The sequence below is a fragment of the Rhodococcus oxybenzonivorans genome, from assembly GCF_003130705.1.
In the GTDB taxonomy this organism is placed as follows: Bacteria; Actinomycetota; Actinomycetes; order Mycobacteriales; family Mycobacteriaceae; genus Rhodococcus_F; species Rhodococcus_F oxybenzonivorans.
Window position 1 is genome coordinate 2,068,511 of sequence record NZ_CP021354.1, and the last position, 26,420, is coordinate 2,094,930.

25 protein-coding genes are annotated in these 26,420 nt (G+C 64.0%); 12 read left to right on the forward strand and 13 right to left on the reverse strand.

Going from position 1 to position 26,420, the window contains the following annotated elements:
• Window positions 1–34 precede the first annotated feature (34 nt).
• Entirely contained in the window at window positions 35–331 is a 297-nt protein-coding gene (locus CBI38_RS09955; protein ID WP_109328471.1) for a putative quinol monooxygenase, read from the reverse strand.
• A gap of 254 nt (window positions 332–585) precedes the next feature.
• Here CBI38_RS09955 and CBI38_RS09960 point away from each other — a divergent pair, with 254 nt between their 5' ends.
• Complete coding sequence (locus CBI38_RS09960) at window positions 586–1,521, forward strand: phosphodiesterase (RefSeq protein ID WP_109334971.1); 936 nt, start codon at window positions 586–588, stop codon at window positions 1,519–1,521.
• On the opposite strand, the gene CBI38_RS09965 is transcribed toward CBI38_RS09960, so the two are convergent.
• Window positions 1,522–1,890, reverse strand: a complete 369-nt coding sequence (locus CBI38_RS09965) for a helix-turn-helix domain-containing protein (protein WP_109328473.1) — start codon at window positions 1,888–1,890, stop codon at window positions 1,522–1,524.
• An 84-nt stretch (window positions 1,891–1,974) separates the two neighbouring features.
• On the opposite strand from CBI38_RS09965, the gene ppk2 reads away from it, so the two are divergent.
• On the forward strand, window positions 1,975–2,919 hold the full coding sequence (gene ppk2 / locus CBI38_RS09970) for a polyphosphate kinase 2 (RefSeq protein ID WP_109328475.1): 945 nt from the start codon (window positions 1,975–1,977) through the stop codon (window positions 2,917–2,919).
• Window positions 2,920–2,944: 25 nt separating this feature from the next.
• Here the strand turns inward: ppk2 and CBI38_RS09975 are convergent, their stop codons facing one another.
• Window positions 2,945–4,588, reverse strand: coding sequence for a stealth family protein (locus CBI38_RS09975; RefSeq protein ID WP_109328477.1), 1,644 nt, complete (start codon window positions 4,586–4,588; stop codon window positions 2,945–2,947).
• A gap of 73 nt (window positions 4,589–4,661) precedes the next feature.
• On the opposite strand from CBI38_RS09975, the gene CBI38_RS09980 reads away from it, so the two are divergent.
• Both CBI38_RS09980 and CBI38_RS09985 read left to right on the forward strand, forming a co-directional pair.
• Window positions 4,662–5,186, forward strand: a complete 525-nt coding sequence (locus CBI38_RS09980) for a flavin reductase family protein (RefSeq protein WP_109328479.1) — start codon at window positions 4,662–4,664, stop codon at window positions 5,184–5,186.
• A complete protein-coding gene (locus CBI38_RS09985) occupies window positions 5,186–5,914 on the forward strand; it encodes a pyrimidine reductase family protein (protein WP_109334972.1) in 729 nt (242 codons plus the stop codon). The genes CBI38_RS09980 and CBI38_RS09985 overlap by 1 nt, the downstream gene beginning before the upstream one ends.
• 1 nt (window position 5,915) lies before the next feature.
• Here CBI38_RS09985 and CBI38_RS09990 read toward each other — a convergent pair whose 3' ends face one another.
• From CBI38_RS09990 to CBI38_RS10000, 3 genes are all read right to left on the reverse strand, one after another.
• On the reverse strand, window positions 5,916–6,344 hold the full coding sequence (locus CBI38_RS09990) for a hypothetical protein (protein WP_109328481.1): 429 nt from the start codon (window positions 6,342–6,344) through the stop codon (window positions 5,916–5,918).
• Window positions 6,345–6,400: 56 nt separating this feature from the next.
• A complete protein-coding gene (locus CBI38_RS09995) occupies window positions 6,401–6,823 on the reverse strand; it encodes an acyl-CoA thioesterase (protein ID WP_109328483.1) in 423 nt (140 codons plus the stop codon).
• Window positions 6,824–6,939: 116 nt separating this feature from the next.
• Window positions 6,940–7,257: an ArsR/SmtB family transcription factor gene (locus tag CBI38_RS10000; protein WP_109334973.1), complete on the reverse strand. Its 318-nt coding sequence runs from the start codon at window positions 7,255–7,257 to the stop codon at window positions 6,940–6,942.
• Window positions 7,258–7,344: 87 nt separating this feature from the next.
• Here CBI38_RS10000 and CBI38_RS10005 point away from each other — a divergent pair, with 87 nt between their 5' ends.
• The 3 genes from CBI38_RS10005 (at window position 7,345) to CBI38_RS10015 (ending at window position 9,279) form a co-directional block, all read left to right on the forward strand.
• Window positions 7,345–8,403, forward strand: coding sequence for an SDR family oxidoreductase (locus CBI38_RS10005; RefSeq protein WP_109328485.1), 1,059 nt, complete (start codon window positions 7,345–7,347; stop codon window positions 8,401–8,403).
• A gap of 46 nt (window positions 8,404–8,449) precedes the next feature.
• Entirely contained in the window at window positions 8,450–8,719 is a 270-nt protein-coding gene (locus CBI38_RS10010) for a hypothetical protein (protein ID WP_109328487.1), read from the forward strand.
• 131 nt (window positions 8,720–8,850) lie between these two features.
• Complete coding sequence (locus CBI38_RS10015) at window positions 8,851–9,279, forward strand: hypothetical protein (protein WP_230990138.1); 429 nt, start codon at window positions 8,851–8,853, stop codon at window positions 9,277–9,279.
• A gap of 385 nt (window positions 9,280–9,664) precedes the next feature.
• On the opposite strand, the gene CBI38_RS10020 is transcribed toward CBI38_RS10015, so the two are convergent.
• The 4 genes from CBI38_RS10020 to CBI38_RS10035 all read right to left on the reverse strand — a co-directional run bounded on the left by CBI38_RS10020 (window position 9,665) and on the right by CBI38_RS10035 (window position 14,626).
• On the reverse strand, window positions 9,665–10,924 hold the full coding sequence (locus tag CBI38_RS10020) for a thermonuclease family protein (protein ID WP_230990139.1): 1,260 nt from the start codon (window positions 10,922–10,924) through the stop codon (window positions 9,665–9,667).
• Between the two features lie 368 nt (window positions 10,925–11,292).
• Entirely contained in the window at window positions 11,293–11,718 is a 426-nt protein-coding gene (locus CBI38_RS10025) for a WhiB family transcriptional regulator (protein ID WP_109328491.1), read from the reverse strand.
• A 650-nt stretch (window positions 11,719–12,368) separates the two neighbouring features.
• Complete coding sequence (locus CBI38_RS10030) at window positions 12,369–13,364, reverse strand: methyltransferase (RefSeq protein ID WP_109328493.1); 996 nt, start codon at window positions 13,362–13,364, stop codon at window positions 12,369–12,371.
• Between the two features lie 2 nt (window positions 13,365–13,366).
• Complete coding sequence (locus CBI38_RS10035) at window positions 13,367–14,626, reverse strand: tryptophan 2,3-dioxygenase (RefSeq protein WP_230990140.1); 1,260 nt, start codon at window positions 14,624–14,626, stop codon at window positions 13,367–13,369.
• A 204-nt stretch (window positions 14,627–14,830) separates the two neighbouring features.
• Between CBI38_RS10035 and CBI38_RS10040 the strand changes: the two genes are divergently transcribed.
• From CBI38_RS10040 to CBI38_RS10060, 5 genes are read left to right on the forward strand one after another with little or no spacing between them, the layout of a single operon-like run.
• Window positions 14,831–16,012 carry an ATP-grasp domain-containing protein gene (locus CBI38_RS10040; RefSeq protein ID WP_109328495.1) on the forward strand — a complete coding sequence of 394 codons (1,182 nt, stop codon included), beginning with the start codon at window positions 14,831–14,833 and terminating at the stop codon, window positions 16,010–16,012.
• On the forward strand, window positions 15,937–17,118 hold the full coding sequence (locus tag CBI38_RS10045; RefSeq protein ID WP_230990141.1) for a cupin domain-containing protein: 1,182 nt from the start codon (window positions 15,937–15,939) through the stop codon (window positions 17,116–17,118). Before CBI38_RS10040 ends, CBI38_RS10045 begins: the two co-directional genes overlap by 76 nt.
• Complete coding sequence (locus CBI38_RS10050) at window positions 17,112–20,555, forward strand: ATP-binding cassette domain-containing protein (protein WP_109328499.1); 3,444 nt, start codon at window positions 17,112–17,114, stop codon at window positions 20,553–20,555. The genes CBI38_RS10045 and CBI38_RS10050 overlap by 7 nt, the downstream gene beginning before the upstream one ends.
• The gene (locus CBI38_RS10055; protein WP_109328501.1) at window positions 20,521–21,438 is read left to right on the forward strand and encodes a hypothetical protein; all 918 of its coding nucleotides are present in this window, start codon (window positions 20,521–20,523) and stop codon (window positions 21,436–21,438) included. The genes CBI38_RS10050 and CBI38_RS10055 overlap by 35 nt, the downstream gene beginning before the upstream one ends.
• 9 nt (window positions 21,439–21,447) lie before the next feature.
• The gene (locus CBI38_RS10060; protein WP_109328503.1) at window positions 21,448–22,299 is read left to right on the forward strand and encodes an aminotransferase class IV; all 852 of its coding nucleotides are present in this window, start codon (window positions 21,448–21,450) and stop codon (window positions 22,297–22,299) included.
• Between the two features lie 16 nt (window positions 22,300–22,315).
• Here CBI38_RS10060 and CBI38_RS10065 read toward each other — a convergent pair whose 3' ends face one another.
• The 3 genes from CBI38_RS10065 to CBI38_RS10080 all read right to left on the reverse strand — a co-directional run bounded on the left by CBI38_RS10065 (window position 22,316) and on the right by CBI38_RS10080 (window position 26,406).
• A complete protein-coding gene (locus tag CBI38_RS10065) occupies window positions 22,316–23,047 on the reverse strand; it encodes an alpha/beta hydrolase (RefSeq protein WP_109328505.1) in 732 nt (243 codons plus the stop codon).
• Between the two features lie 304 nt (window positions 23,048–23,351).
• Window positions 23,352–24,863, reverse strand: a complete 1,512-nt coding sequence (locus CBI38_RS10075; protein ID WP_109328509.1) for an ATP-dependent DNA ligase — start codon at window positions 24,861–24,863, stop codon at window positions 23,352–23,354.
• A gap of 127 nt (window positions 24,864–24,990) precedes the next feature.
• Entirely contained in the window at window positions 24,991–26,406 is a 1,416-nt protein-coding gene (locus CBI38_RS10080; RefSeq protein WP_109328511.1) for a phytoene desaturase family protein, read from the reverse strand.
• Window positions 26,407–26,420: the final 14 nt, after the last annotated feature.

The following is a 26,420-nucleotide window of genomic DNA, read 5'->3' on the forward strand; positions in this document are numbered from 1 at the left end:
CGGCACTCCAGTTCGACGACCCGCGGGATCGGGTCTAGACGCTGTCGTCGACCGTGTACTTCGTGAGGACCGGTGCGCCGGCCAGCAGAGGTCCGAGGTCGGTGATGGCGCCCGGTCCCGCGCGGAAGGTGCGGTAGGCGGCGTCGTGCTCCTCCGACTCCCACTTCTCGATCAGCAGCCAACGGGCGGGATCGGCGGCGTCGACGAGCACCTCGACGCCCAAGCAGCCGTCGAAAGCGCGGGTGGCCTTCAGCTCGCGGGTGAAGATGTCACGGGCAGCGTCCACGGACTCGGCCTTGAACTTCAGTTCCAGTGTTGCGGTGATCGGCATCTGGTCTCCTCGAAATCGATGCAAATAATATGACGTCGATCACGATAGAGAACGTTTTCTCGACCGCGGTGGGCGGGCGGTCGATCAGCCGGATTCCGTCTGCGCCAATCGGTACGCGGGATCGTCGTGCCACGTTCACCCGGCATCCGTCCGGCGTGCCCCTGGACGTTGCTTGCACGCACTTGTCTAGTGTGGATACCCAGCGGGAGTCCGCCTGGCTCCTGTCCCTCCGGGCGAGCGGAAGCGAGAGACCGATCAACGGTACCGAGGCAGCCGACCTACGTACGGCCGAGTATCCACGGCCGTCGCACTTCGTGCTCCATCTCAGCGACACGCATCTGGTCGACGAAACCCTGCTCTACGGGGCCGTCGACAGCGAAGCCAAACTGCGCCAGATCTTCGCCGAGGTGGAGGCGTCCCACGCCGCGCCGGACGCTCTGGTGTTCACCGGCGACCTCACCGACAAGGGGGAGCCGGGCGCCTACGAGAAGCTGCGCGACATCGTCGAACCCGTCGCGGAGTCGCTCGGTGCGCAGGTGATCTGGGCGATGGGCAACCACGACGACCGCGGCCATTTCCGGACCGCACTGCTCCGGGAGGAGCCGTCGTACGCGCCGATCGACCACTCCTACGACGTCGACGGCCTGCGCATCATCACCCTCGACACCACCGTCCTCGGACACCACCACGGCGAGATCGAGCAGGACCAGCTGGACTGGCTGGCGGCGGAGCTGGCCGTTCCCGCGCCGCACGGCACCATCCTGGCGCTGCATCACCCGCCGGTTCCGTGCGTCCTCGACCTGTCGGTCCTGGTGGAGCTGCGTGACCAGCCGCGACTCGCCGACGTGCTCCGCGACAGCGACGTCCGGGCCATCCTCGCCGGGCACCTGCACTACTCGACGACGGCCACCTTCGCGGGCATCCCCGTCTCCGTCGCCTCCGCCACCTGCTACACCCAGGACCTCAACGTCCCTGCGGGAGCGCTGCGCGGGCAGGACGGCGCGCAGGGCTTCAACCTGGTGCACGTCTACCCCGAAACCATCGTCCACTCCGTGGTCCCGCTGGGCTCCTACGAGACTGTCGGCGAATACGTCACCGCCGACGAGACCGCGCGCCGGCTCGCCGACAAGGGTGTGCGCATCCCGGATGCCGGGGAAGATTTCGTTTCGCGCCCGACCGTTCGGGTGTAGTCAGCTTCGACGCGGAAACTGCTCCCGATGCGCCAGCACATCGGAGAGCCGGAACCGGCGGTGGGTGCCGCGCATCTCGATGGGCAGCGCCCCCGAATCGGCGAGCCGGCGCACATATGTGTCCGAGACACCGAGAACCTCCGCCGCCTGTGAGGTGGTGAGCAGATCCGCCACCGTCCCGAGTGCCAGGCTCTGACCCTCACCGAGCAGCGCGAGCAGTTGGACGACGGCGTCGCGGACGGGGGCGGGTAGTTCGACGCGGTCGACGCTCACCGTGGGAGTGGCGCCGTCGGACAGCGCGGCGAGGACCGCCCGGAGTTCCGTGACGGTCTCGGCGTCGAGCGCGGGAACGATGTGGTCGATGCTCATGCTGGACGCTTCCTGCCGGGGGACGGATATTTTCACGATCTCACGACACCCGCAGGCGGACCGTCACGGCGGTAGCCTTTCATTGTGGACGAGCTGCACGCTTCCGACCGATTCGAAGTTGCCGGCGACAACGACATCGATGTGACGCCGGAGATCGACGAGATCGGTGAGCTGCTGCGCAGGTCCGGCCGCAAACGGGGCATCGCCGAGGTAGACGAGCCGTGGAAGCACGGATACCCGTACGACGAGAAGATGACCCGCCGCCAGTACGAGGCCCGCAAACGCAAGCTGCAGATCGAACTGCTCAAGCTGCAGGCCTGGGTGAAGGAGAACGGCGAGAAGGTGGTCATCATCTTCGAGGGCCGGGACGCGGCGGGCAAGGGCGGCGCGATCAAACGGTTCACCGAACACCTCAACCCCCGTGGTGCGCGGGTGGTGGCGCTCGAAAAGCCCACCGAACGCGAGCGCACCCAGTGGTACTTCCAGCGGTACGTCCAGCACCTCCCGGCGGGCGGGGAGATCGTCCTGATGGACCGGTCCTGGTACAACCGCGCCGGCGTCGAACGCGTCATGGGGTACTGCACCCCCAACGAGTATCTCGAATTCACCCGGTCGGCCCCCGAGTTCGAGCGGATGCTGGTGCAGTCGGGCATCCGCGTCGTGAAATTCTGGTTCTCGGTGGGCAGGGAAGAACAGCACGCCCGGTTCGTGGCCCGCAGCACCGACCCCGTCAAGCAGTGGAAGCTCTCACCCACCGACCTCGCGAGCCTCGACAAGTGGGACGCCTACACCGAGGCCAAAGAGGCGATGCTCTTCTACACCGACACCCCGCACGCGCCGTGGACCGTCGTGAAGTCGAACGACAAGAAGCGGGCCCGCATCGAGGCGATCCGGTGGGTGCTCCACAAGTTCGACTACACCGGTAAAGACGAGAAGGCCGTGGGCACACCCGACCCGCAGATCATCGGCCCGCCCGCCACCGTCTACGACGAGGGCGAGCGGCCCGGCGACTCGATCCCCGCGGTCTGACGGAGCCTCCCCGGAGGGCGGTCGCTCAGGCCCCGGTCTCCCACGGCGCCGGGATGGGGAAGTAGCTTTCCAGGAAATCGGTGACCCTCTTGGTGCGCAATTCCAGGTCGATCTCCGGCGCGCTGCCGTCGTTGAGGCAGAAGAAGTCCATGGACCGCTTGGCGAGCAGCGAATCCATGTCGCGCAGTCCCGCCTTCACAGTGGTATCGACGTACTTCACCCGCGCCGACGTCTGCACCACCGCCCGCCCGCTCATCAACGCGTAGTAGTGATACAGCGAGTTCGTCACCGAGATGTTGGAGCTGGCGCGGAAGGTGCTCGCGGCGGTGGCAGCGAACTCGTCGGGGAACTCCTTCTCCATCTCCTCGAGCACGCTCCGGCGGAGCGGGGTGGCGGCATGTTCGAGGTGCCGGGTAGTGGTCACGCCGAAGCGGTTCTGCAGCAACCGGCGGTTGACGCGGGCCGCGTTCTCGAAACCGCTGCGCTGTTCGTCGTTGTGGCCCAGCCCGATTCGGGTGGTTGCCTCGATGAACATGCTGATGCCGCCGGGGGAGAAGAACATCTCCGGTCCGACGGGGCGGCCGAAGAACATGTCATCGTTGGAGTACAGGAAGTGCTCCGACAGGTCCGGGATGTGGTGCAGCTGGCTCTCCACCGCCTGCGAGTTGTGCGTGGGCAGCACCGACGGGTCGACGAAGAATTCCTCGCTGGGCACGAACGTGACCCGGGGATCGTCGGCCAGCCACGCCGGACGATCGGAATCGGTGGCGACGAAGATGCGGCGAATCCACGGCGCGTACATGTGGACCGAACGCAGCGCATACTTCAGTTCGTTGATCTGCCGGAACCGGGCCGCGGAGTCGTCGCCCTCGCCCACCACATAGTTCTGCATCCGCTTGGCACGTTGCGCCTGAAACTCTTTGGACGATCCGTCCACCCACGAGAACACCAGATCGATGTCGAAGTTGATGTCGGAGGCGTGGTCGGCGAACATGTTCTCGATCGTCGGCCACACCCGGCCGAACCGCTCGACGGTGCCGCGGACGGCTTCTTCCGGCCGCACGATGTGGCGGGTCAGCGAATTCTCCATCGGCAGCACGATCTCGTCATCGTCGAACTTCCACAATTCGATCTGCACACCCGTCGATGCCCCGTAGCTCAGGCCGCTCGCAACGTGCACCCGCGGCCGGAACAGCCGGAAGATCCGCGCCTTCGAGTTCGCGGACAGGGCGCCGTCGGCGACGAGAACGGCCGAATCGCGCTTGGCGTCGACGGGTTTCGAGTAAAACGGGCGGTTTCGGCACGCGGCCACGAGGGCGGTGCGCAACTGCTTACGCAGAGCCCAGTCGATCGCGATCACCGGACGTTCGTCGTTGCCCCGCACCAGCAGATAATCGATGCCCGCGCCGTCCAGCACATCGCGGATGAACAGCAGATCCTCCACCATCGCCTCGTGCGGCGTCGTGGTGGTGATGGTCAGCGCGAAGCGACCCTTGACCCGCACCACATCGGGTCGGTGTTCCAACCTGGACTGTGCCGCGGCGGAAGCGTGAGCGACGGCGTCGCCGCTCTCCTGCTCGGGTGGAACCAGGTAAACATCGTGCGGAGCAGAAGAATGAGTAATCTTGGGGGCCTTTCCGGTGACGGCTGCGAGTGCGGCGAGGCCCATTCTATGCCCTGAACCGGCGTTCCGAAGGACGGCGCCCTGCGAAACCTCCGCCTTAATCTGTTAGACAGGGTAAATGCCGCATAACGGGAATTCCGATACGACGCAGCACGACGACGGACAGGCGTTCGAGGATGTCGTCGCGTTGCTGAACTATCCGATGTTCGTGGTCACCACCCGCTGGGAAGAGCAGCGGTCGGGGTGTTTGGTCGGCTTCGCGTCGCAGGTCAGCATCAGCCCACCGCGATTCTTGGTGGGCTTGTCGAACAAGAACCACACCTATGGGGTCGCGGTGAACGCCGAACACCTCGCCGTCCATCTGCTGACCCGGGAGCACCTCGCGCTGGCGACTCTCTTCGGTGAACAGACCGGTGACGAGATCGACAAGTTCGCGCAGTGCGAGTGGCGCCCCGGCCCCCACGGGCTGCCGATCCTCGACAACTCCGCGGCGTGGTTCAGCGGGCGAATCCTCGAACGCCTCGAACTCGGCGATCATGTCGCGTTCCTCCTCGCACCCGAAACAGGCTCGGCGCCGGACGATCTGGGTGAACTGATCACCTTCTCGGACGTGCGGGACCTCGAACCCGGACATGAGGCATGATGCCGACCATGCGGACACTGAACATGGGCACGGACGAGGTGTCGGCCGAGGAGTTCTACCGCGACCCTCCCGACGGAGTCCGGGTGAACATGGTGGCCAGCCTGGACGGCGCCGCAGCCTTCGACGGCCGGGTCCGGCCGCTGTCGGATGCGGTGGATCACCAACTTCTGCGCGCCCTGCGCACCTACGCCGACGTGGTTCTCGTCGGAGCCGGCACCATCCGGGCGGAGCGGTACGGGCCGGCCGTGCTCACCGAGGAGCAGTCGCGCTATCGCCTCGAACGGTGGGGCCAGGGCGCACCACCGCCGATTGCCGTCGTGACCCGCACCGGCAACATTCCGCTCGACACGCCGCTGTTCACCGGGGACGTGCGGCCGCTCGTCGTCACCACGCAGAGAACTGCGACCGAGCGCGGCGCAGCACTCGAGGAGGCCGCGGACATTGTGGTCGCGGGCGAAAACACCGTCGAGATGCCCACCCTGATCGCCGCACTCCGGGACCGCGGGCTCCGCCGGATTCTGTGCGAAGGAGGTCCCACGCTGCTGGACGACCTCGTCACGCACGACCTCGTCGACGAAATGTGCCTCACCGTGGCGCCGAAGCTGGCCGGACCGCAACCCCAGCAGGCGACCGCCGGCCCCAGCCTGGGAGCGCCGCGGACGCTGTCACTCCAGCACGTTCTGACCCACGACGACTTCCTGTACCTCCGATACGGCCGGGTTCGCTAAATTAGTCGACGACGGTGAAGAACGAGTCGCCGTCCTCGGCGGCGCCGTCGATCTGTCCCCGGTCGGTGCGCGAATCCTCGACGATGACACCCTCCACCACATCGGCGTGCTTGGTGCCCAGCACCGGGATCACGATGTCGTCCTCGCCGTCGATGATGCGGTCGACGTCCTCCGACAGCTGATCGTCGGGCAGCTCGGCGATCGGGATGTCGAGTTGCTCCTCGAACGCGATGTCGGGCTCCTCCTCGGCCAGCTTCTCGTCCAGCGACTCGCCCTCGCGCTCCTCCCGCGCCGTGGTACCGAATTTGTCGGCCTCACTCCAGCCGTCGGGAGGATCGACCACATCGTCTCCGTCGTTGTTGCGCACATCGTCGGAGTCGAGGCTTTCGCTGGGACTCAGCGTCTCGCCGGGGCCGTCTTCGATACTCATGGTGCAGAAATGCCCAGTTCAGGCGCTCTCGAAACGCGGCGGTCGTGAAACCGACGTCATCGCGACGGTGTGACTGATGCGGTGCTCAGCGTCTCCAGAGCTGCAACCTGAGCCGGTGACCAGGGCGCCGAACCACGACGGCTCGAATCGAGTTGAACGAGAGTGGCGGTCACCTCGGCGGCCTGTGTGCCGTCCTGCTCGATGCCGATCTGCAGGGTGAGCGACGTGGTGCCGATCCGGGTCACGGTGAGGTCGACGTACGCCTCCTCCGTGAACAATTCGCGGCGGAAGTTGCTGACGACGTTGACGGCGGCCATCTGCGTGGCCGGGTCGAGGAGGTCGCCGCACGCCTCACCGAGCGCTCGCACCCATGCTTCGGCGGCCGCCTCGTGCGCGACGTGAAACGGCACGTGCCGGCTGATGGACGCCGGCGCGTCGGGGGCCGCGCGGTTATGCAGGGTCGTCGTGTATCGGGGCATTCTCCGGACACTACCCAGCACCTGCGGCGACCCTCGCGCCCGACTCCGTCTCGGCGAACCACGACCGAAGTCGACCTCCCTCCCTCCTAGTGTCGAAATCGACGTGAAGGCCGCGCTCAGAGTTCGGTGCGGATGTGGTCGGCCAGCCGGGCGATTGTCTCTTCGTCGCGGCGGTAGTGGGTCCACTGGCCGATCCGATGGCTCGTGACCAGTCCGGCGCTCTGCAGGGCGGCCATGTACTGCGAGGCCGTCGACTGAGAGACCTCGGCCCGCGCCTGGATGTGTTTCAGGCACACGCCGACCTCTTCGGCTGGTTCGAGCTGCGGGGGAAAGGTGTCCGGTTCCTTCAGCCACTGCAGGATGCGCACGCGGGTCGGGTTCGACAGCGCTTTGAAGACCAAGGCCAGGTCGGTCGGGTCCGGAAGTTCACTCACGGTGTCCATCGTACCGCCATATCGCGATTTCCCGATATGTGTGCTTGACTCGTATATCGTAACTTCGCGATATACCGATAGGGGAAAATGATGACGGAGCGCAGAGTGGCAGTGGTCGTCGGTGCGCGCGGGGTGATCGGCGGCAATCTGATCGACCACCTCGAGGCGACCGGGGAGTGGGACGTCGTCGGACTGTCGCGCCGGGGCGGACTCGACACCGACCGGGTGCGGCACATTGCGGTCGATCTGCTCGACGAGCGCGACGCCGCCGACAAGCTGGGCGAACTGCGCGACGTGACCCATATCTTCTACGCGGCCTACCAGGACCGCCCGTCGTGGGCGGAGCTCGTCGCGCCCAACGTCGCGATGCTGGTCAACACGGTGAACGCGCTCGAACCGGTGGCTGCGGGACTCGAGCACATCAGCTTGATGCAGGGGTACAAGGTTTACGGCGCCCACCTCGGGCCGTTCAAGACGCCGGCGCGCGAGAGCGACCCGCCGCACATGCCGCCCGAGTTCAATGTGGATCAGCAGCAGTTCCTCGAGGACCGTCAGCGCGGCAAGCGCTGGACGTGGTCCGCGATCCGCCCGTCGGTCGTGTGCGGGTTCGCGCTCGGGAACCCGATGAACCTCGCGCTGGTGATGGCGGTTTACGCCACGATGTCGAAGGAACTCGGAGTGCCGCTGCGGTTTCCGGGTAAACCCGGCGCGTACACGAGTCTGATCGAGATGACCGACGCCGGGCTGCTGGCGGAGGCCACCGTCTGGGTCGCGACCACGCCCGAGTGCGCCAATCAGGCGTTCAACATCAACAACGGCGATCTGTTCCGCTGGGACGAGATGCTGCCGAAGATCGCGGATTTCTTCGAACTGGACGTCGCGCCGCCGCTGCCGATGTCGATGGACGTCGTCATGGCGGACAAGGAGCCGGTGTGGAACGACCTCGTCGCGAAGCACGGACTGAAACCCACGCCGTACGCGGAAGTCTCATCGTGGGCGTTCGGCGACTTCGTCTTCGGCTGGGACTATGACGTCATCGCCGACGGGTCCAAGGCGCGCAGGCTGGGGTTCCACCGTCACGTCGAGACCGAGCAGATGTTCCTCGACATCTTCCGCGACCTCCGGGCCCGGAAGATCATCCCCTGAGGGTGGCCGCAGTGACAGCACAGCCGGCGTTTGCGACGTTGAACGTGTGCGGACACTGACATTGATCGGAACGGCCCTCGGTCTCGGTGCGGGCCTGGTGTGTATCGGCCTGTTCTCCTGGTGGCTGTCGTACCCGGTGCACTTCTACGTGGGCAGCTACGAACCCGTCGGCGCCGCGGGAAGCACCGCGCACATGGACTCAGTGGACCCCCTGCCATTTCTCGCGGCCGGCCTGATTCTCAGTGCACTCATCGGTGCGGTGTCGGGTTTCATCGCCGCACGCCGTGGCTGGCGGCTGACCCGACTTGCTGTCTGAATCGGTGAGCCGGCTCGGCGCGCACCTTGACTCGACTGGGTGTTGATGCCCGGGATCGGGCACTCTTGGGTATGGGATCGAAGGCAGGTCGTCCCCACAGCCCGTCGGCTGCAGCTTTGGGTGGTCGACTGATGAAACTGGTCGGTGACCGTGACGCCGCCTTGTTCTCGCGGGAAATCTCCCGAGTGTGCGCCGAACCGCAGGCGACCGACGGTCAGCCGCACTACGGCGATGTGCTGGCCTGGGTCGTCGATGCCATCGTCGGCGTGATCACCGCCCGATTGGGCGCCGCGGGGCCAGGGGAGAGGTTCGTCCTCGATCTCCACTTCACGGACGGGACACATGTCGACGTCGACGACTTGTCGGCCTCGGAGCGTTGGGTGCTGCAGACGGTAGCGGGCTTCCTGGCCGAAGAAGTCGCGGCGGGGGAACGATTACTCGCCATCGCTGAACAATTCGACCCCACCCTGCGGGCGGACACTCTGGCCGACGCGATCATTTGGCTCGACTTCGTTCTCGATGTCGATCTCCCCGACCCTCCCGACGTCACCACCACTTAGCAAGGTTCGCGGGGCCGCGATTCGACGATCTGCGTGCCGGTGGTGGCGTCGGGCATGGTGACCGGTCAGGTCCTCACGAAATCGCCGGACGTCTGAGGAGCTGGGGCGAGCACCGCGACGGTCGGGGTTCATGGGACGGATCGTCCAAGAGCGCGGCGGGCGGAATCGCCACCGCTACACGTTTTCAGATCGAAGCACGGCCAGATGGTGTTGGAGCTCTTGACCCGTATCCCCAGTACCCAGGAAGGTGGGGTTGGCAATGAGTTGGAAGCCCGCTGCGGACTTAAGTTGGCCAGCCTCATTGACAAGGCTGCGAGGTTAACTCGACGATGGGCGGCGGCGGCCGCCGGTGTATGGGCATCGGCGGCCGAGATGTTCCCGGGCATCATGTCTCGCAAGCGACCCCATCGCGGTCGCGGTCGAGGTCGAGGCTGTAGCCCGGGGAACCGGCGTACAGCGGTGCTGCGCCCGCTGCCTTCGCTGCGGCGCAGTTCGGATAGACCACTGCAGGGGCCGGTGGAGGAGGCGCCGGTGGCGCCGGTGGTGGGGGCGGCGGCACGTACGGCGCGGGCATCGGCGCTGGCGGCACATAAGGTGCGGGCACTGGTGCCGGAGCGGCAGGGGGAGCCGATTGCGTTGTCTGCGGCACTGATTCGGTATTGCCGTTGCAGGGCGGCCCCCAAAGTCCCCTGCCCGCGGCGATCGCGTTTTGCTCGGCGGCAATGATCTGCGGATGGCGAGTGACGGGGGAGTCGTAGAGATAGGACTTCGCCATCCCCGCTCGCGCCGATTCAACGGAATAGTCCCAACCGTCCGACTTCACGACGTAGGCCAGCATGCGGCCGTACGCGTCGGTCGTGTCCTGGGTGAGATCCGGTACCAGTGCCACTCGCTCACCTTCAAGTTGCTCGCGAGCCCAGGAGGACGATTCGGGACCCCAGCACGCCACGGTGTAACCCGGCTTCGTGGTCTCTGGGCTATCGATGCCCAGCACTCTGATCGTGAGTGCGCCGTTGGCATCGTCGCGAACCTCGATCGTGTCCCCGTCGATTATCTGCGTGACCGTTGCCGTGGCCGTCACGGTCGCCCGAGCGATGTGTTTGTCCGGCTTGGTGGAAGGGCCGACAGCGGGGCCGGGCACCGGCTCGGCTTTCCTGGCCGCGGCAGTGTCCGTGGCGATGGGAGGTGCAGGAACAGAGCTGACGTCTGGAGGCTGAAGAGTTTCGGTCGGTCGGGCGGCAGTGGTGGTGTCCGGCGCACCTTCGGCTGCGATATCGACCGGTGTCTCGGACAGGGAGCCGCCGATATATGCGATCAGCAGCAGTGCGACGCCCACACCGACAGCGACCAGTTTGCCCCGCTTGGGCGGCTCGGTGATGGGGGCCGGGGGGATGTAATGCCCGGTCATCGCGGACTGGTGCTGCGCGTCCACCCGCGCTGCGATCCTCAGCTGTTCGATCCGCCGTTCTCTGGCCGCCGCTACCCGCTGTCGGAACGCGGCGAAGTATAGGCAGACTCCCGTCAAAATGAGCAGAAAGAGCCCAGCAAGGATGTCCAGGTCGACAAGGGCCGAGGCTGCTGACAAGGCGAAGAGAGCGGCAAGAATCGAACAGACGGCCCGCGCGCCGGTGTTGAGGTGCTTCACGGCAGACCCCTGAGGGGAGAGATGGGTGTGCTTGTTAGATCGCCGTCCGATGGCTGGCGATACGGGAACACCCACGTCAACGCGCCACTCTCATCCTGTTCTGCAAACCGGTTTTGACCGGAAGGAATTGCTCTCCGCCCTGGCCGTCACCGCGGATTCCGCGGTGAGCGCGACCACCATGAGACGCTGGGTGCGAGATTGGGGGTGGTGGCCTGGATGTCGACTCGGCGTATCGGCCAGACTCAGATCAACCGATTACCGGATAGTCCCCACAGCCACAACTTGCCGGCTGCTGTGGCTGGTCAGCGGTGTGGTGCGGGTGGATTCGCGGCGATATGCCGTGACCGCGGACGAGTTATGAGGGAATGTCAACGAAACTGACGGACACCGTCCGCGTGTCGATGGAGAGAAGGTTCCGGCGGTGCAGCGGCACGGCCGTTCCGATTCACCGCAGACGAGTGGTCGCGGTGGCGTTCCCTCGGTTGTGGTGCTGCCGTAGCGGGTGTGTTGCCGCGGTGACGAGCCGTTCGGCGGGTACGCCGGGTGTGGCGGGCGCGCTCATTCTCGGACATGCCACCCCAGATGCCGTAACTCTCGGCGGCGGTGAAGGCGTGGGCGCGGCAGTCGGCGAGCACGGGGCAATCCTGGCAGACCTGTTTGGCGGTGCGCTCACGTTGGGCCCGGGTCGAGCCGCGTTCACCGTCAGGGGAGAAGAAGATCTCGGTGTCTGCACCGCGGCAGGAGGCGCGGCCTTGCCAGGCAAGGTTGAAGAGGTGGTGCGGATGATCAGGCACTGCGGGATATGTCGCTTTCGGAGTCGAACGGTCAAACGATTCGCCGGCAAGCGGGCATGCGCTAGTGCGAATGGCGGGATTGGGCCAATCGCCGACGGTGGGTGCACAGAAAATCGATACGGGTATGGGTTGGTGTGGCCTCCTTTGCGAGAAGGGAGTGGGACCGAGTCCGCGCAAAAGCGTCCGCGGCACGACGCCGCGAACGCATCAGGGTTTCGCTTGTGAGCTGAAGAGGAGTTCGCCAGGCAGCGACTGCTGCAGTCGCTGCGGCACCTCATCCGCAGTCGAAGCGGAAGTGTGTTGCGCTGATGCCTGGTCTCGACATCGGTGGGCTGGAGGTTTCCGGATGCCCGGGGTCTCCACACCGTTCCTCGTCTCGCGAGCGAGTGAAACGGTGTGATTTCGATGCTATCGACACGTCGGTTTACGGTTCAGAGGAATCGCTCGAAAGTAACTGGCGTCACATCGGAGGCTTCGAGCAAGGGCACTCGAGCGGGTGCGGACCAGCGTATTCCCAATGCGCTAGGTCCGGAGCCAGTTGCCGGTACCAGCTCGCCGCGTCGCAGCCGAAGCCGCCCGTTGCGGACCCCAGCGCCCTTGTCACCATGGCTGAGGCGTGTCGTTATCCGCTTATATGATGTGGATCGATCTCACGCGGGCACCGCTTCGATGACGGAGGAGCGGGGGCCGGGGGTGATTGATTCCAGCGTGAAACCGTGACCACTCAACAGTCGGCGCCATTCGGTGGCGGTCCGTTCCCGACCACCCAGCAGAACCAGCATGTGGAGGTCCAGTAGGGCCATGGGGTGGGCTGTAGCCACTTCGGGTAGGACTTGCTCGACGATCAGCAGGCGGCCGTTTCTGGGGATCGCTCGCCGACAGTTGCCGAGGATCTTGCCAGCGGATTCGTCGTCCCAGTCGTGCAGAATCTGGGACAACACATATACATCACCATTCTGCGGGACCTCTTCGAAGAAGTTGCCGCCGACAACAGTCGTTCGGTCACCGATGCCGGCCGAGCAGAACTTCGATGCCGATTCCGCGACGACGTGCGGCAAATCGAACACTGTGCCCCGCAGATGGGGGTGACTCCCGAGCAAGGTTTCGATCAATGTGCCGGCCCCGCCGCCGATGTCGACGACGGTCGTTGTTTTCGCCCAGTCGCGGTTGAGCAACGGCAACAAGCGCACCTCGACCAGTCCTGCTTGGCACCGGTCGAATTCATCGGAAGCCGAGGGGTTATCGGTCAACCACTCGAAGTATGGCCTTCCGAACGCCTCGGTGAACGACTCTTTTCCGGTTCGGACAGAGTGGAGCGAGTGTCCCCACACGGTGTAGGCCTCCTTCGACATCAGTCCGACCAGGTGACGCAGTGAACCGGGAGTGTCGACCCGTAAAAGCTCGCCGGCCTCCGTCAACGCAAATCGTCCCGCGGCCTCTTCCATGAACAGTCCTTCTGCTACGAGAACCCGCATGAATCGACCGAGCGCATCCGCGTCGGCGCCGACACTGGTTGCAAGATCGGGCAGCAAGCGGGATCCATTCGACAACTTGTCGGGCACCCCCAGTTCGCAGACGGCAGCAATAGCTTGGGACACGATGTATCCCATGATCTGCTTTCTGACCCGGTTGTTGATGTCGCTCATGCTCATGCCGCCTCGGGGAGTCCGGGAAAGAGTGACACCTTTGCGGCACTCTGCAAATACGACGCGCCTGCCGTGCCACCGGTTCCAGGTACTGTGCCGATGACCTTCAAGGTGATGCCCCAGTGGCCACGCTTCATCGCAACCCACGCGCGGTCGAGACGGCGCATCGATTGCTCGAGAGGCACTGCATCAGGGAGTGCATGCCGCATCGCCAGAAATACGGCCTCCAGAGTCGGCTGCTCGTCGTGGGCCTTCGGAACGTGGTCGGTGCTGCGCTGGCTACGCGGTGCGCACGCGAACTCGACGTCGCGGAATGCGCGCGACTGCACAGCGCTCCGCCCATGGGTGAAGCCGCGAATGATGGAGAAGGCGTCAACCGGCATCGTCGTCAGAACCCGGAAGAGAGTAGGTATCGCCTCGAGGCGACCTGACGCCCGATCGAGGCGATCCTTCGCATCAGCGGCATTTCCGTCGAGGAGATCCGTGATCGCCGTCGATATCGCCGTTGCAATCTGCCGGTACAGTCCCTCGAAGATTTGGATGCATCGGATGAACATCTGCTCGTCGTGCAGACGAGTCGTCGGCAGCAAAGTCAGCCGAACTGCGGCTCCGATGTCTTCGGGAACACTTCTCAGCGCCAGCGTCGCAGCAGAACCAAACGAGTCGTAGTTAGTGCCTGCCTCGGCAAGCGCTGCGACACCCTCCGCAGCCACACTGGGATTGAGCTTGAAATCGGGTGCGAGTCGGGAGAGTTGCGACACGACTCGGACGGCCGCACGCGTCCTGACCGATTGGGGAGGTCGGGGCGCCGCCGCTAACGCTCTCGTCTCCAGCAGTGCGAGGTCGATGGCTGCCGCGGCTACGAATGCGTCGACACGCTGGCAGTCGGCCGATCGGACGACCTGGTCGAAGTAATCGAGTCCGACATACGACGAATAGGAGGCATCGTTGTCGTCGAACGTCATCGGTAGCCATTCGGCGAGCACCGGGTCGGAACGGGATTTGCCGTGGAGATCGCGCAACATGGCCGCCACGTGTGGCCGCACACCGTTTCGTCCGACTACCTGATAGTGGTCGACGACGGCCGTGAACGGAAAGTCGGTGCGTCCCGCGGCCCATTGCCGAAGCGCTTCCGGTACCTTGCGACCGGACCGGGTATCGGGCGACGCGTCAGCGGCCTGAAGGCACGTGCCGCCGACACCGATCGGGGCGCTGTGAACGAGTTCGGCCTCAGCTTCGAGCAACGTTTCGGAAATCAACAAGGGATGTGCCTTTCATCCGTTCTGCTCTGCGGTATTCCGCAATCTTGTGCGCCGCCAGGCAGAACGGATAGGCACCCTAGGGAGCCGCATCGGCCACCCCTGCTGCTGGGGTGAAGCTTCGGCCCCCTAGGGTGCCTATTCGCCGGGCCGACGCGCGCTGACCATTGGGTATCAGAGAAGCCAGGGTTTGGATAGCGAGGGCAATTGACCACCGACGACGGGCAGCGCAGGAGACACATCGTCCTGATCGGCGGCCACGATGAAACGTTCCCGCATTTCGCGGGGTTGGGCTTCGAGTTCACCGTTCTACAGCTGCACGACGCGATCGGTCCGAACCTGCGCGGCCTTACCGAACGCATCAGTCCCGTGGCTGATTTCGGCCCGGACATCGTGGTCGCTGAGATCACACGAATAATGAGGTCCGAACGGGTCGATTACATTTTTTCCTTTACCGAGGGCGGGTTGCTTTCCGCGGCCCTTGCAAGCCACCGCCTCTCTGTCCCGGGTCTCGACCTCAGCGCATGCGAGCTGTGTATCGACAAGCAATTGATGCGGACATTTCTCGATAGCACCGAGTTCGCTGTCGCGAACACGATATGTCGCACGCCGGCCGAGGTACGAGCCTTCCTCCTCCAGCACCCTCAGGGGCTGGTTCTCAAGGATCCGGCTGGGTCGGGCAGCGAAGGCGTGTTCATCGTCCGCGACGAACGCGACCTGACCGCGGCGCTCGACGAGCAGACAGGGGACGGTTTCGTCATGCTCGCCGAAGAGTACCTACCCGGACGCGAAATCAGTGTCGAAACCCTGACCATCGACGGGAATCATCGAGTTCTCGCTGTGACGAACAAGAAGCTGCACAGGAATTCCCTTGCAGAAGAACAGCACGTCGTCTCACCGGATGTCGTGGACGACGACATGTTCCACATTATCAGTGCCTACTGCGAAAGACTGCTCACCCGAATCAATTACCAGCACGGGCCGTGTCATATCGAAGTGAAGATCACGGCTCGAGGGCTTCGCCTGATCGAGATCAACAACCGGGTCGGCGGTGACTACATCGGACTTCTGGTCGAACTGACGACCGGCGTCAGCCAATTCAGAGAAACGCTTCGTTGCTGGAGTGAAGTCGACTCGTCCGGCGTCGGCCCGGAACTGGCGCGATATGCGTACGCCGCATCGCACCAATTCTACGAACCCATCGACCCCGAGTGTCTTCGGAGCGCGCTGCGAGGCGTCGACATCATCAGGCTCCATATCGAGCCTGCACCATCGCGCCTCGACAGACCCCGGACAAACGACGACAAGATCGGTTGGATTGTTTTTGCCTGCAACGAGAGCGAGTCATTCAAGCGGGCCATCGACTATCTCGACGTCAACTGTTCCTGAAAATCAACGCGATCATGAAAACCGCGGCCTCTCATCCAGAAGGGAAGAAATCGATGCAGATCATAGCCAGAAGCGCACTCGAGACGATCAACGAGGTGATGGTCGACGGCCACGTTCACAACCTGGGTGTCGTCAAGATCTTCTCCCAACACCCCGAACTGGCCCAGTTCATTCCCGCTTCCAGCAATCTGGCGATCAGCTGGGTCAGGTTGGAATGTGGTCAGGTGCTCTCTGTGCACAAACATCCGGAAGCGAGCCTCATCCTGGTCTGCGAGGGTTCCGGACGAACAATGGGGAGCGCAGAGCAGGACGTCGCTGCGGGAGATATGATCCTCGTACCCGGCGACTCATGGCACGGCTTCGAGGGAACTCGCAACGGGTTCTGGGCGCTGTCGATCCAGTTCAACGGCAGAGCCCTGTACGAGGATACCGACAACCCGAATGCCATGTTCGCAGCCGCTGAGTCCGATCCGGCGGCCGCGCTCCTCGAGGATAACGAGAAGTACCTGGAGCAATTCAGGAACAGCAGTCTGCTGCGGTTGATCGACACCCCTTCGATGACCGACCCGGACGTTCGCGAAAGACTACTCGACTGCCAGCAAACCTGGTCGGATGTGTTCCAAGATCTGCTGCATCTGCGTGTGGCGATGACTACTGATCCGCAACACAAGCATGTCGCACTCGATCATCTGGTCGAAGAACTGGGACACAACAACAACCTCAGACAGCAACGGAACTCGTCGCACTCGCCGGTCTCCGACGCGACGTTCGTATCGACAATGGACTGGTTCAGGCAGCAGATGCTCTGCAGGAGCGACATGGTGCGAACATTGCTGATGCACGTGGTGCTGGAAGGTAGCGGCGAAATCTGGCACCGAGAAGCGGCGCGCGCGTTTCCCGGCATTCCACACTTCGAAGAGCACGGTGAAGACGACGGCCACCATGTGAGCATGGGGATCGACCTTCTCGATCGAGCAAACCCAACGGAGATCCAGGAATTACGGGAAGCACTCGGCGAGGGATGGACCATGATCACACGACTGTGCGACAGAATCGCATCCATCGCCGTAGACGACACCGCAGACGCCACGTTGTCCACATGCTGAGTGTGCTCGAGAGAGTCGTCTGGTTCGAGGTTCCTCGTTCTGGAACCCAGTTCGACCGGCATACCAACGCTTCTCACCTTTCGCGATGGCAGCGCTGGTGCGATGCTGCGCGACGAGACGACCTGAACGCGCCCCAAGACGAGCGACTCCACAGATCCGTACTCAGAGCGCTCCGTCGCGATGTTCTGCTTGCGCTCCTCGCCATAGCGTTCAACGCTGGTTGCGCATTCGGTGCAGCCGTCACGCTGCGATCACTGATCCAGCACCTCGTCGAACCCGGCACACCGCCGATGGTGAACCTGACGCTGGGGATCACCTGCATACTGCTGACGTACTCGGCGTGGTTGGCGCTCAACCACACCTTCCTGTCAGCCGAACTGGCAGGCATCGGAGCCCGGACCTACATCGAGCAAAGACTGCTACGGAAGAAGCGCGACGGTGGCAATTCCGACCGACCCTCCGGTGTTGTCACGCTAATGGACCGTGAGGCGGCGCGCGTCGAAGCTGCCTGGTCCGGCCTGGTATTCATGATTCTATCGCTCGCCACGTTAACTTTCACCTCTGCGTTCTTCTTCGTGGCGCTGGGACTGAGTGCATTGTCGGCGCTGGCGATCATTGTCATCAGTTCGATGGCAATATTTTCGATTGCCGCACAACTCACCAAGGCCCACACAGAACTATCGGCAATTTCGGCGGAACGCATCGACGTCGGCATGTTCTCGATCAACAACCGAGGGGTTGCGTGGCTGAAGAACTGGAACGACGAACTGATACGGCGCTACGCCGACAAGCGTGATGGCGAAGAGCGCTCACTCGAGAAGGCGGCGCGTCTTGTCGCGGCGATCAACCTCATATCTACTCTGACACCGGTCGTAGGGATGCTCGCCGCAGCATTTACCCAGCTGGCTTATCTAGGTCATGTGGATCCAGCGGGCCTGCTGTCTGCAATGGCGTTGATCGGGGGTTTGAGATCGGTCGCCAACAATGTGCCCGAAATTGCCCAGAGCATTTCCCAAGGCGTGGTCGGGCACACCAACGTTGCGAAATATCTGTCCGGCGCCGGCCCGTCAGACGCCGATGCGAGCGCCGTCCAGCTGCCGACGACAAGGGCAAAGCACATTGCCGTCGTCGGCGCAGCGGGTAGTGGTAAAACGTCGATTCTGAAAGCCGTCGCGCGGCGGAACAACCGACTCGATACGACGACGATCTTCGTCCCGGACGAACCATGGATCTACCCGGGCGGACTGTACGAGAATCTGTGTCTCTATCGTCGCGACTTCCCGGACGACGAAGCCGCGCGAGCACTGGCGCAGTCCAGACTGCCCGGCACCTTCTATGCCGAGTACCTCGACAGCAAGTCGCCACCTCGAACCGAGGCCTGGGACGTCTCCCGCGGGCAAGGAAAGCGGCTGGAACTGGCGCGGGCATTGCTGGCCGAGCCGGCGTGCGTTCTCATTGATCAGCCGACATCAGGGCTGGACGACGACCTGGGGAGAGGGTTGCTGAGCTCACTCCTCCGGGGGCCGTGGAGCGACACCACCGTTGTCTATGCAACAGACAAACCCGACGAGATCGACTCCGCGGAGGAAATCTGGGTGGTGGCCGACGGCGCAGTGGTCGAAGTCATACGTGATCTGACGACGCAGTCGGATCTTCTACCCGAAAGCTCGGGTTGGCGCATTCCCGAACGTTCACTCCCTCGCCACCCTTCCCGCCGCACGGATGTGACCGAAGTCCGGACGCCGTCCAGGCGTAGTTTGATCAGGTTCGGCATCGCGAAGGTCGCACTCGTTGCGTGTGTCCTGTTCGTGTGCCGAGAAGTTCTGACGATCGTCGGTGACTACGTTGCTGTCAGTGGACTGTCGACCGCGAATGTGGGTGCGTCGTCGACGATTCTGGTCTGCGTGGTGTCGGCCGGTGCACTCTTGTCGATCTCCGGCGCCTTGCTGACGGTGCGGCGCAGTATCAGTGCGGCATCGCGACAGTGCGTGCGGTACTTCTCGACGATCATGAGCCCGACGCTCGATGTCGAGGCAGTCGATCAGGTCAACCAAGACTCGCAGAGCAAGCTCACGTGGGATCAACGACGTGTCGACGAAGTGTTGCCTGCAATACTGCTGCATACGTTGGGTGCGGCGGCGCTTCTGATCACAACCACCGGTTTCGTCCTGAGTAAGAACATCTTTGCGCTGCTTCCTTGTGCTGTGATGTGCCTGGTCTACTGGCATACTTCACGGCGATCAGGCAACCGACTGCGGTACTTCAACGAGTGCGAGATAGGTACGACATCGATCTTGTTCGCGCGGGTCGAGGCAACGACACGGAGTTCGAGCAGATTCGAGTTGGCCAGAGACAACGCGGTTCTCGTGAGTTGGCTGAACAGCAGCCTGATGGATCGCGCCCTGGCTTCGATGAACAATGCGGTGGCGCGGCGATGGTTTACCTACAAGCTCGATCTGATGGGGGTGTTGTTCCTGTCGGCCATCGTGGGTTCAACGGTATTCGTCTACGCCCAGGGCGGCCTCGGCCTGGCCAATGTCCTGGCGCTGAGTCTCTCCTACAGCCTGATTGCACTCTTCGCAAGGTTGGGTAGTTGCCTGGTCGAACTCAGGCAGGTGCTGGACAGCGCGGATCGTCTGCTCACACCTCCGCTCCCCGCCGCGCCGAACCGAACGTGTCCGGCGATGAGAGACGACGCACTCGTGTCGTTCACCGATGTCGCATTCGTCGCCAGGCACACCGGCGCGGTGCTGCTCGAGAACCACACGGAGTCGTTCTATCGCCGTGACATCGTGGTGATCATGGGAGCCAGTGGGGTGGGTAAGTCGACCTTCGCAAAGCTTGTCGTGGGTTCGTTGCGCCCGACCACTGGTGTCGTTTCCACATTGGGCCGGACGACAGGATACGTGTCGGATTCGCACGACCAAGACGTCCTCCTGCTGACATCGAGCCCGATATTCAAGCCAGGACGATTGTCCGAGCACTTCCACAACCCCTCACCTCAGGAACTGGCTCGCGTGGTCCGATACCTCGACGCTGAGGATGTCGTCGAACGACTACCTTCCGGGTTCGACGAGGTAGTCCCCAGCAGCGGTCTGTTGAATCTGAGCAAGACGGAATTGCAACGACTGGCACTGCTCGACGTGATGATCAACCCACCCGCGATCGCGATTCTCGACGAAGCCACGTCCGAGTTGAGTGCCGCAGCGGAGCTCTCCGTATTGCGTGCCCTGACCTCTGCACTTCCGGACACCCTCTTCTTCATCATCACCCACAATCGCGAGCTGGGAAGACTTGCCAACCGAATCTTCCATTTCAACGATGAAAGACGTCTACTCGAGATTTCGGGCGAGCCGCCCGCAACAGCCATCGATCGATGCTGGACCGACAAGGAGGAAGTCGATGGAATGGCAACCCCAGCGAACTGCATTCTGTGACAGCCATAATGTTTCGCAGCCGCACCTCCCTCTGATGGACATCGCTCACTGGGATGCTGTCCTCCAGAGAAAGGAGATCAGGAACTACGCGCTACACCAAGAGCGCGCCTATGTCGGTCCGGGATACTTCTATATGCCGGTGTCCGACGAGCCTGACGAAGGGCGACTGGCGGAGTTGCTGGATCTGGCGTCCGCCGCCGACTGGTTGTTGGTTCCCTCTCTTCTCAGATCCCAACGCTTGCCCGATTCACGGGTCATCGCGGTTCCGTTCATGCAAGCAGCGTACTTTCGGTCATCGGGACGTGTGGATTCGACTCTGCGAGCAACCGTCGGAGATCGGCAATACAAGGCAATCAGAAAGCTCACCGCGAAGGCCGAGGCGGCGTGTGAAACCCAGATACACCGCCTGTCAGAGCTGGCGGACGGCGACCGTGCCCTGCACGCTTTCGCCGTTCTCCAAGCCTTGAATGTGGCGAAGTATGGGCACTCCAGGAATCTATATACTGCCGACGTTCTGCGAATGTTGGCACGTTCGTCGGAAGGAACAAAATACTATCTGAAATTGGACTACGAGAAGTCGACCAATGCGCCCGTGAACGGATCGCTGAGCTATGCCGACGACGAGCGCGGTGTGTTCACGATGCTCGTTCAGGGGCTGGACCGTGATCGAATTCCGCGGGGGCTCAACCTGTATATCACCGACTATTACCAGTTGTACCAGTTCGCCGATCGGCTGGGTTTCGAGAACATCTGCCTGGGCCGCGGCGCAATCGAGAGCAAGGTTCGGGTGGGCGCAAACCATATTGTCGACCTGGACAACTGGCTGATTCCGGTCAACACACGCCAGAGGCAAGCGATGCACGACTATGCGATATCGGGGTAGGGAAACCAGATGATCAGCGACATGTCCTGGGCGGACGGTAGCTTCGTCCGTTACGACGAGATGACTCTGTCACCCGCGACCCATTCATTGTCCTATGGGTCCTCGGTGTTCGAGGGTATCCGTAGCTATGGCGGGAACATCTTCAAGCTCGACGACCACTTGGACCGGCTGCGGCGGTCTGCTGACGTGTTCGGGCATACGGTGCCGTATTCGAATGCAGATCTGGCCGATGCGTGCTACGAGTTGCTGAGAGTGAACGAGCTGAGCGACGCATACCTGAAGTGCCTGGTTTTCTACGACGATTCGGATGTCAGCTTCAGGGCGCAGGGATGCTCCAGTCGAGTAGTCGTTTTTGCGCTGCCCTTTCCTGCGAATTCTGCACCAGCGAATTATCGGCTTGCGACGGCAATGTGGAGGCGTGCGCCGGCATCGTGCCACCCCTATCAGGCGAAGACATCGTCGACTTACGCGTTGAGCTATTTGAGCTACCGTCAAAAGGCCGATGGTTATGACGACGTCATCTTCCTCTCGACCACCGGCACGGTGTGTGAGTCAAGTGGTTCGAACGTGTTCTTCATCAAAGGGGACGCTTTGCTCACACCCACCACGGAATTGGCGCTCGCCGGAATTACCAGAAAGGTGATCATCGACGAGCTGTCTCCACAGTTGGGCGTATCTGTCACAGAGCGCAATATTTCCTACGCCGAGCTCGAATCGTTCGACGGCGCATTTTTGTGCGGAACTGCGATGGAGATCACGCGGATTGCCTGCATCGACGAGATTCATTACGAGGCGGCTCCCTTGGCTGATGTGCTTGCAACCGAGTATCAGTGCCTGACGAACAAGAAGTCGGCGCTGTGAAGCCCGGGCCCCGACCTCAGGTGAGGTGCCGGACGAAGAACCGGTTGCCGTCGTCCCCCTCGAACTGCGGGACGCCGGTGTGCCCGCCCATATTGGCGTGCAGTGTCTTCTCCTTGGAGCCGAATGCGTCGAACAGGTCCAGGGCCTGCTGCCGATCATTTCCTTCGTCGTCCCACTGCAGCAGGACCTGCAGCGGAATGGTGACCCGCCGCGCCTCGTCGAACATGCTGCGGGGCACAAAGCTCCCGGCGAACAGGAGGGCGGCCGAGATGCGTGGTTCCACCACCGCCAGCCGGATGCCGATGGCGATCACCCCTCCCGATAACCCGACCGGGCCGCGGATGTCGGGCAGCGCGAGGAGACCGTCCAGGGCGGCCCGCCATTCCGGGACCGCCTTGTCGACCAGCGGGAGGACGAGCCGGTCGACGATCTCGTCGTTGACCGGCTCACCGGCCTCCAGCGCCCGGCGCAGGTCGGCGCGGGCCTGCTCGGCGGCGGAGGAACGGGGCCGGTCACCGCTGCCGGGCAGTTCGATGGTGGCCGCGGCGTAACCCGCCGCCGCGGCGTGCCGGGCCCGGGCTGCCAGTCGCGGGTACATCATGTGCAGTCCGCCGGGATGGCCGACCAGGATCAGCGGCGCCGGTGTAAATGCGAATTCGGGCGTCCACAAGATGCCAGGGATCTCGCCGAGAATGAATTCGCGTTCGAGGACGCCGTCGTCGAGGCGTCGCTCGGAGGTGAAGTGCATGGTGGTGCCTTTCGGGAGTGCTCGTGAACGGCGCTCCCGGACGACCTATCGCCCGACCGTGACCCCGGAGGGGAGCACCCATGTCGATACTGCGTTCACGGGTACCACCTCCTCGTCCTCTCGCACGGCCTCCGAAAGGTAGCAGTGGCCGCCGTGGCCCGCCAACAGTTTTTGCTGCCGCGCGCTTGCCTGCCGACCACCGGCGCGACGACGTCCTACCCGCCCCGATCGGAGTCCCGAGCGCGCACCCGCACGTCGCCCTGCTGATCGGCACCACACTCGAGGAAGCCAACCTCGGTCTCGTTCAGCCCGGGAGCAGGGCGCGCACGGCGCCGATCGTGTCGGCGTCCGCGGGGTCCTTGTCGGGCCGGTACCGCAGAACCCGGGCGAATCGGAGCGCGACGCCGCCGGGGTAGCGGGAACTGACCTGCACGCCGTCGAGTTCGATCTCGACGACGATCCTCGGGTGCAGGAATACGGTGTGAGAGTCGCGGGCGCGTTCGTGGCGCGGGAATTCGTCCGTCTGCCACTGCAACAACGCGTCGGTGAGACCCTTGAACGTTTTGCCGACCATGATCGGATCACCGCCGTCGGGGTCGCGGGCACCCAGATGCAGATTGGAGAGGTAGCCGGTACGCCGGCCGTAACCCCACTCGGCGCCCAGGACCACCAGGTCCAGGGTGTGCTCCGGTTTCACCTTCTGCCACGCCCGACCGCGACGCCCCGCCGCGTAGGGGGCCGACAGGGACTTCACCATGACCCCTTCGTGCCCGGCAGCAAGGGCGTCGTCGAAATGTGTTGCTGCGGTGTCGGCGTCGGGTCGGCGCAGTCCTGGGATACGATGCTGCGGGGCCACGGTTTCGAGGGCGTCGAGACGCTGCTCGAGTGGGGCGTCCAGCAGGTCGATCCCGTCGAGATGCAGACAGTCGAAGAAGTACGGGTGCAGCAGTAGCTCGCGGGCACTTTCCGCGCCGAAACGACTCATCGTTTCCTGGAAGGGACGGGGACGACCAGAGTCGGTCAACGCCAGTGTCTCACCGTCGAACACCGCGGACTCGCACGGGAGGCCGACGACGAGTTCGACCAGTTCGGGGACACTGCCGGTGATCTCGCGCAGCGTGCGGGTGAAGATATGAATTTCATCGCCATTGCGGTGCACCTGAATTCGCGCACCGTCGAGCTTGTACTCGACGCTGACGTCGCCGCCGAGTTCCGTCCAGGCGTCCGCGAGGGATTCGGCGGGAGAGGCCAGCATCGGCCGGATCGGTCGACCCACCTCGAGCCGGAACGCACCGAGCGCCTCGACGCCGCCACTGAGCGCCGCGGTAGCAGTGGCCGGCAGCCGCCCCGACAACATGAACGCGCGCCGAACCGGCTCGACAGGCAGAGCGGCCGCGGCGGCGATGGCGTCGGTCATGATTCCTTCGAGTGCGCCCTGTCGCAGATCTCCTGTCAGGAGCCGAACGAGGAAGTCGCGTTCGTCCGGCGTCGTTCGGGTGAACAGGTCGGTGAGCAGAGTGCGCCGTCGTTCCGTCGAGCCCGATCCGGAAGTCCCGGCCACCTCGGTGAGCAGTCCGTCGACTTCGGCGACGGTCACGGTGGAGTGATCCACGGGCGTGGCGGGGAGGTCGGCGAGCGTCCGCCAGCCGATGCCGATACGGCCCTGCCGCAGTTCCCCGGAGAGCCAGGCCACCACGGGCTCTACCTCTTCGGGTTCGAGGTCGGCGAGTAGTGTGCGCAGCGCCTCGATTTTCACCTTGCGGGACCGGGTGGCCCCCACAGCGCGCGACGTATCCACGATCCGCGAAACCAGCATTCCCCGACGGTAGCTGGATCGATGCTGCGGCGCGCGGCGTTTCCGGTCTCGTGAGGATCAGGCGTCGCCGTGCAGAACCTTCGGCCCAGCACCTTCCGCCTCGCCTGGTCGCCCGCGGTCATGACCATCAGCTCTCGAGATGTTTCAGCGCCGACTGGGCGGCGTTGAAGCCGCACATACCGTGGACTCCTGCCCCCGGCGCGGTCGCGGAGGAGCACAGGTATACCCCGGGGATTCCGGTGGAATACGGGTCGAGGCCGATGCGGGGCCGCATCGCGATCTGCAGTGCGGTGTTGGCGCCCACTCCGATGTCGCCGCCGATGTAGTTGGCGTTGTGCTGTTCCATCTGTGCCACCGAGCGCACGTGCTGCCCCACGATGCGGTCCCGGAACCCGGGTGCGAACCGCTCGAACTGGTCGATGATCGCATGCGTGGCGTCGCCTGAATAACCATGGGGCACGTGCGCGTACGCCCAGATCGGGTTGACACCCCCAGAAGAGCGGGACGGGTCCGCGAGGTACTGCTGCCCGACGAGCACCGTCGGCCTCGCGGGCATGACACCACGCACGATCTGTCCTTCGGCCTCAGCGACCTCTTCGAACGTTCCGCCGAGATGCAGCGTCCCCGCGGCGCGGCAGTGCTCGTTGGTCCACGGAACATGGCCGTCGACGGCGAAATCGATCTTGAAGGCCGCCGGCCCGTACTTGTACCGGCGGTAGGCGCGGGCGACCCTGCCCGGCAACCGATCACCCGCTATTCGCAGCACTGCACGCGGCGCCACGTTGAGCATCACGAGGTCCGGTGAGCCCAGCGAATCGAGCGAATCCACGTACACGCCGGTCTCAATGGTGCCGCCGAGCTCGCCGAGCAGCGACGCCATCGCGTCGGTGATCGACCGGGAACCGCCCTCCGCGACCGGCCACCCGTACGCATGGCCGGCGGCGGTGAGCATCAGACCCACGGAACTGCTCATCGGGGCGTGCAGCGAACTGAACGCGTGGGCCGCCACCCCGCCGAACAGGGCTCGTGTCTGCGGTCGCTTCCACCGGCGGGCCGTCAGCGCCGCCGGGGCGAGCGCGTTTACGCCGAACTCGGCGAGCTGCAGAGGATGTGCGGGCCAGTGCGCGATCGGACGGAACACGTCGCCGGTCAGCTCGTCGAACGACGTCGACAGCCGGCCGAACATCCGCTGCCAGGCCTTGCCGTCCTCGCCCATGTCCGCGGCGGTGCGGTCGATGTCGCGCCAGAGCACCCCGGCCGATCCGGAGTCGAGGGGGTGGACCAGGTCGATCTCCGGCCACAGCCACCGAAGTCCGTAGTCGCCCAGACCGAGCGACTGCAGAAAGGGCGAAGCCACCCCGGTGGGGTGGAACGCCGAGCAGTCGTCGTGGATGAGGCCGGGGAGGGTGAGTTCGGAGGAGCGGGTGCCGCCACCGATCGTGTCCTTGGCCTCGAGCACCCGCACCGACACGCCCTGCCTGGCCAGGTGGATGGCGGCAGCGAGCCCGTTGGGCCCGCTGCCGACCACTACCGCAGTTGTCACGAGGTTGTCCTCAC

Coding starts and splice junctions, on each gene's coding strand:
- CBI38_RS09955 (WP_109328471.1), bottom strand. CDS start 331: ATGCCGATCACCGCAACACTGGAACTGAAGTTCAAGGCCGAGTCCGTG.
- CBI38_RS09965 (WP_109328473.1), bottom strand. CDS start 1,890: ATGAGCATCGACCACATCGTTCCCGCGCTCGACGCCGAGACCGTCACG.
- CBI38_RS09975 (WP_109328477.1), bottom strand. CDS start 4,588: ATGGGCCTCGCCGCACTCGCAGCCGTCACCGGAAAGGCCCCCAAGATT.
- CBI38_RS09980 (WP_109328479.1), top strand. CDS start 4,662: ATGCCGCATAACGGGAATTCCGATACGACGCAGCACGACGACGGACAG.
- CBI38_RS09985 (WP_109334972.1), top strand. CDS start 5,186: ATGCCGACCATGCGGACACTGAACATGGGCACGGACGAGGTGTCGGCC.
- CBI38_RS09990 (WP_109328481.1), bottom strand. CDS start 6,344: ATGAGTATCGAAGACGGCCCCGGCGAGACGCTGAGTCCCAGCGAAAGC.
- CBI38_RS09995 (WP_109328483.1), bottom strand. CDS start 6,823: ATGCCCCGATACACGACGACCCTGCATAACCGCGCGGCCCCCGACGCG.
- CBI38_RS10005 (WP_109328485.1), top strand. CDS start 7,345: ATGATGACGGAGCGCAGAGTGGCAGTGGTCGTCGGTGCGCGCGGGGTG.
- CBI38_RS10015 (WP_230990138.1), top strand. CDS start 8,851: ATGAAACTGGTCGGTGACCGTGACGCCGCCTTGTTCTCGCGGGAAATC.
- CBI38_RS10030 (WP_109328493.1), bottom strand. CDS start 13,364: ATGAGCGACATCAACAACCGGGTCAGAAAGCAGATCATGGGATACATC.
- CBI38_RS10050 (WP_109328499.1), top strand. CDS start 17,112: ATGCTGAGTGTGCTCGAGAGAGTCGTCTGGTTCGAGGTTCCTCGTTCT.
- CBI38_RS10055 (WP_109328501.1), top strand. CDS start 20,521: ATGGAATGGCAACCCCAGCGAACTGCATTCTGTGACAGCCATAATGTT.
- CBI38_RS10060 (WP_109328503.1), top strand. CDS start 21,448: ATGATCAGCGACATGTCCTGGGCGGACGGTAGCTTCGTCCGTTACGAC.
- CBI38_RS10065 (WP_109328505.1), bottom strand. CDS start 23,047: ATGCACTTCACCTCCGAGCGACGCCTCGACGACGGCGTCCTCGAACGC.
- CBI38_RS10075 (WP_109328509.1), bottom strand. CDS start 24,863: ATGCTGGTTTCGCGGATCGTGGATACGTCGCGCGCTGTGGGGGCCACC.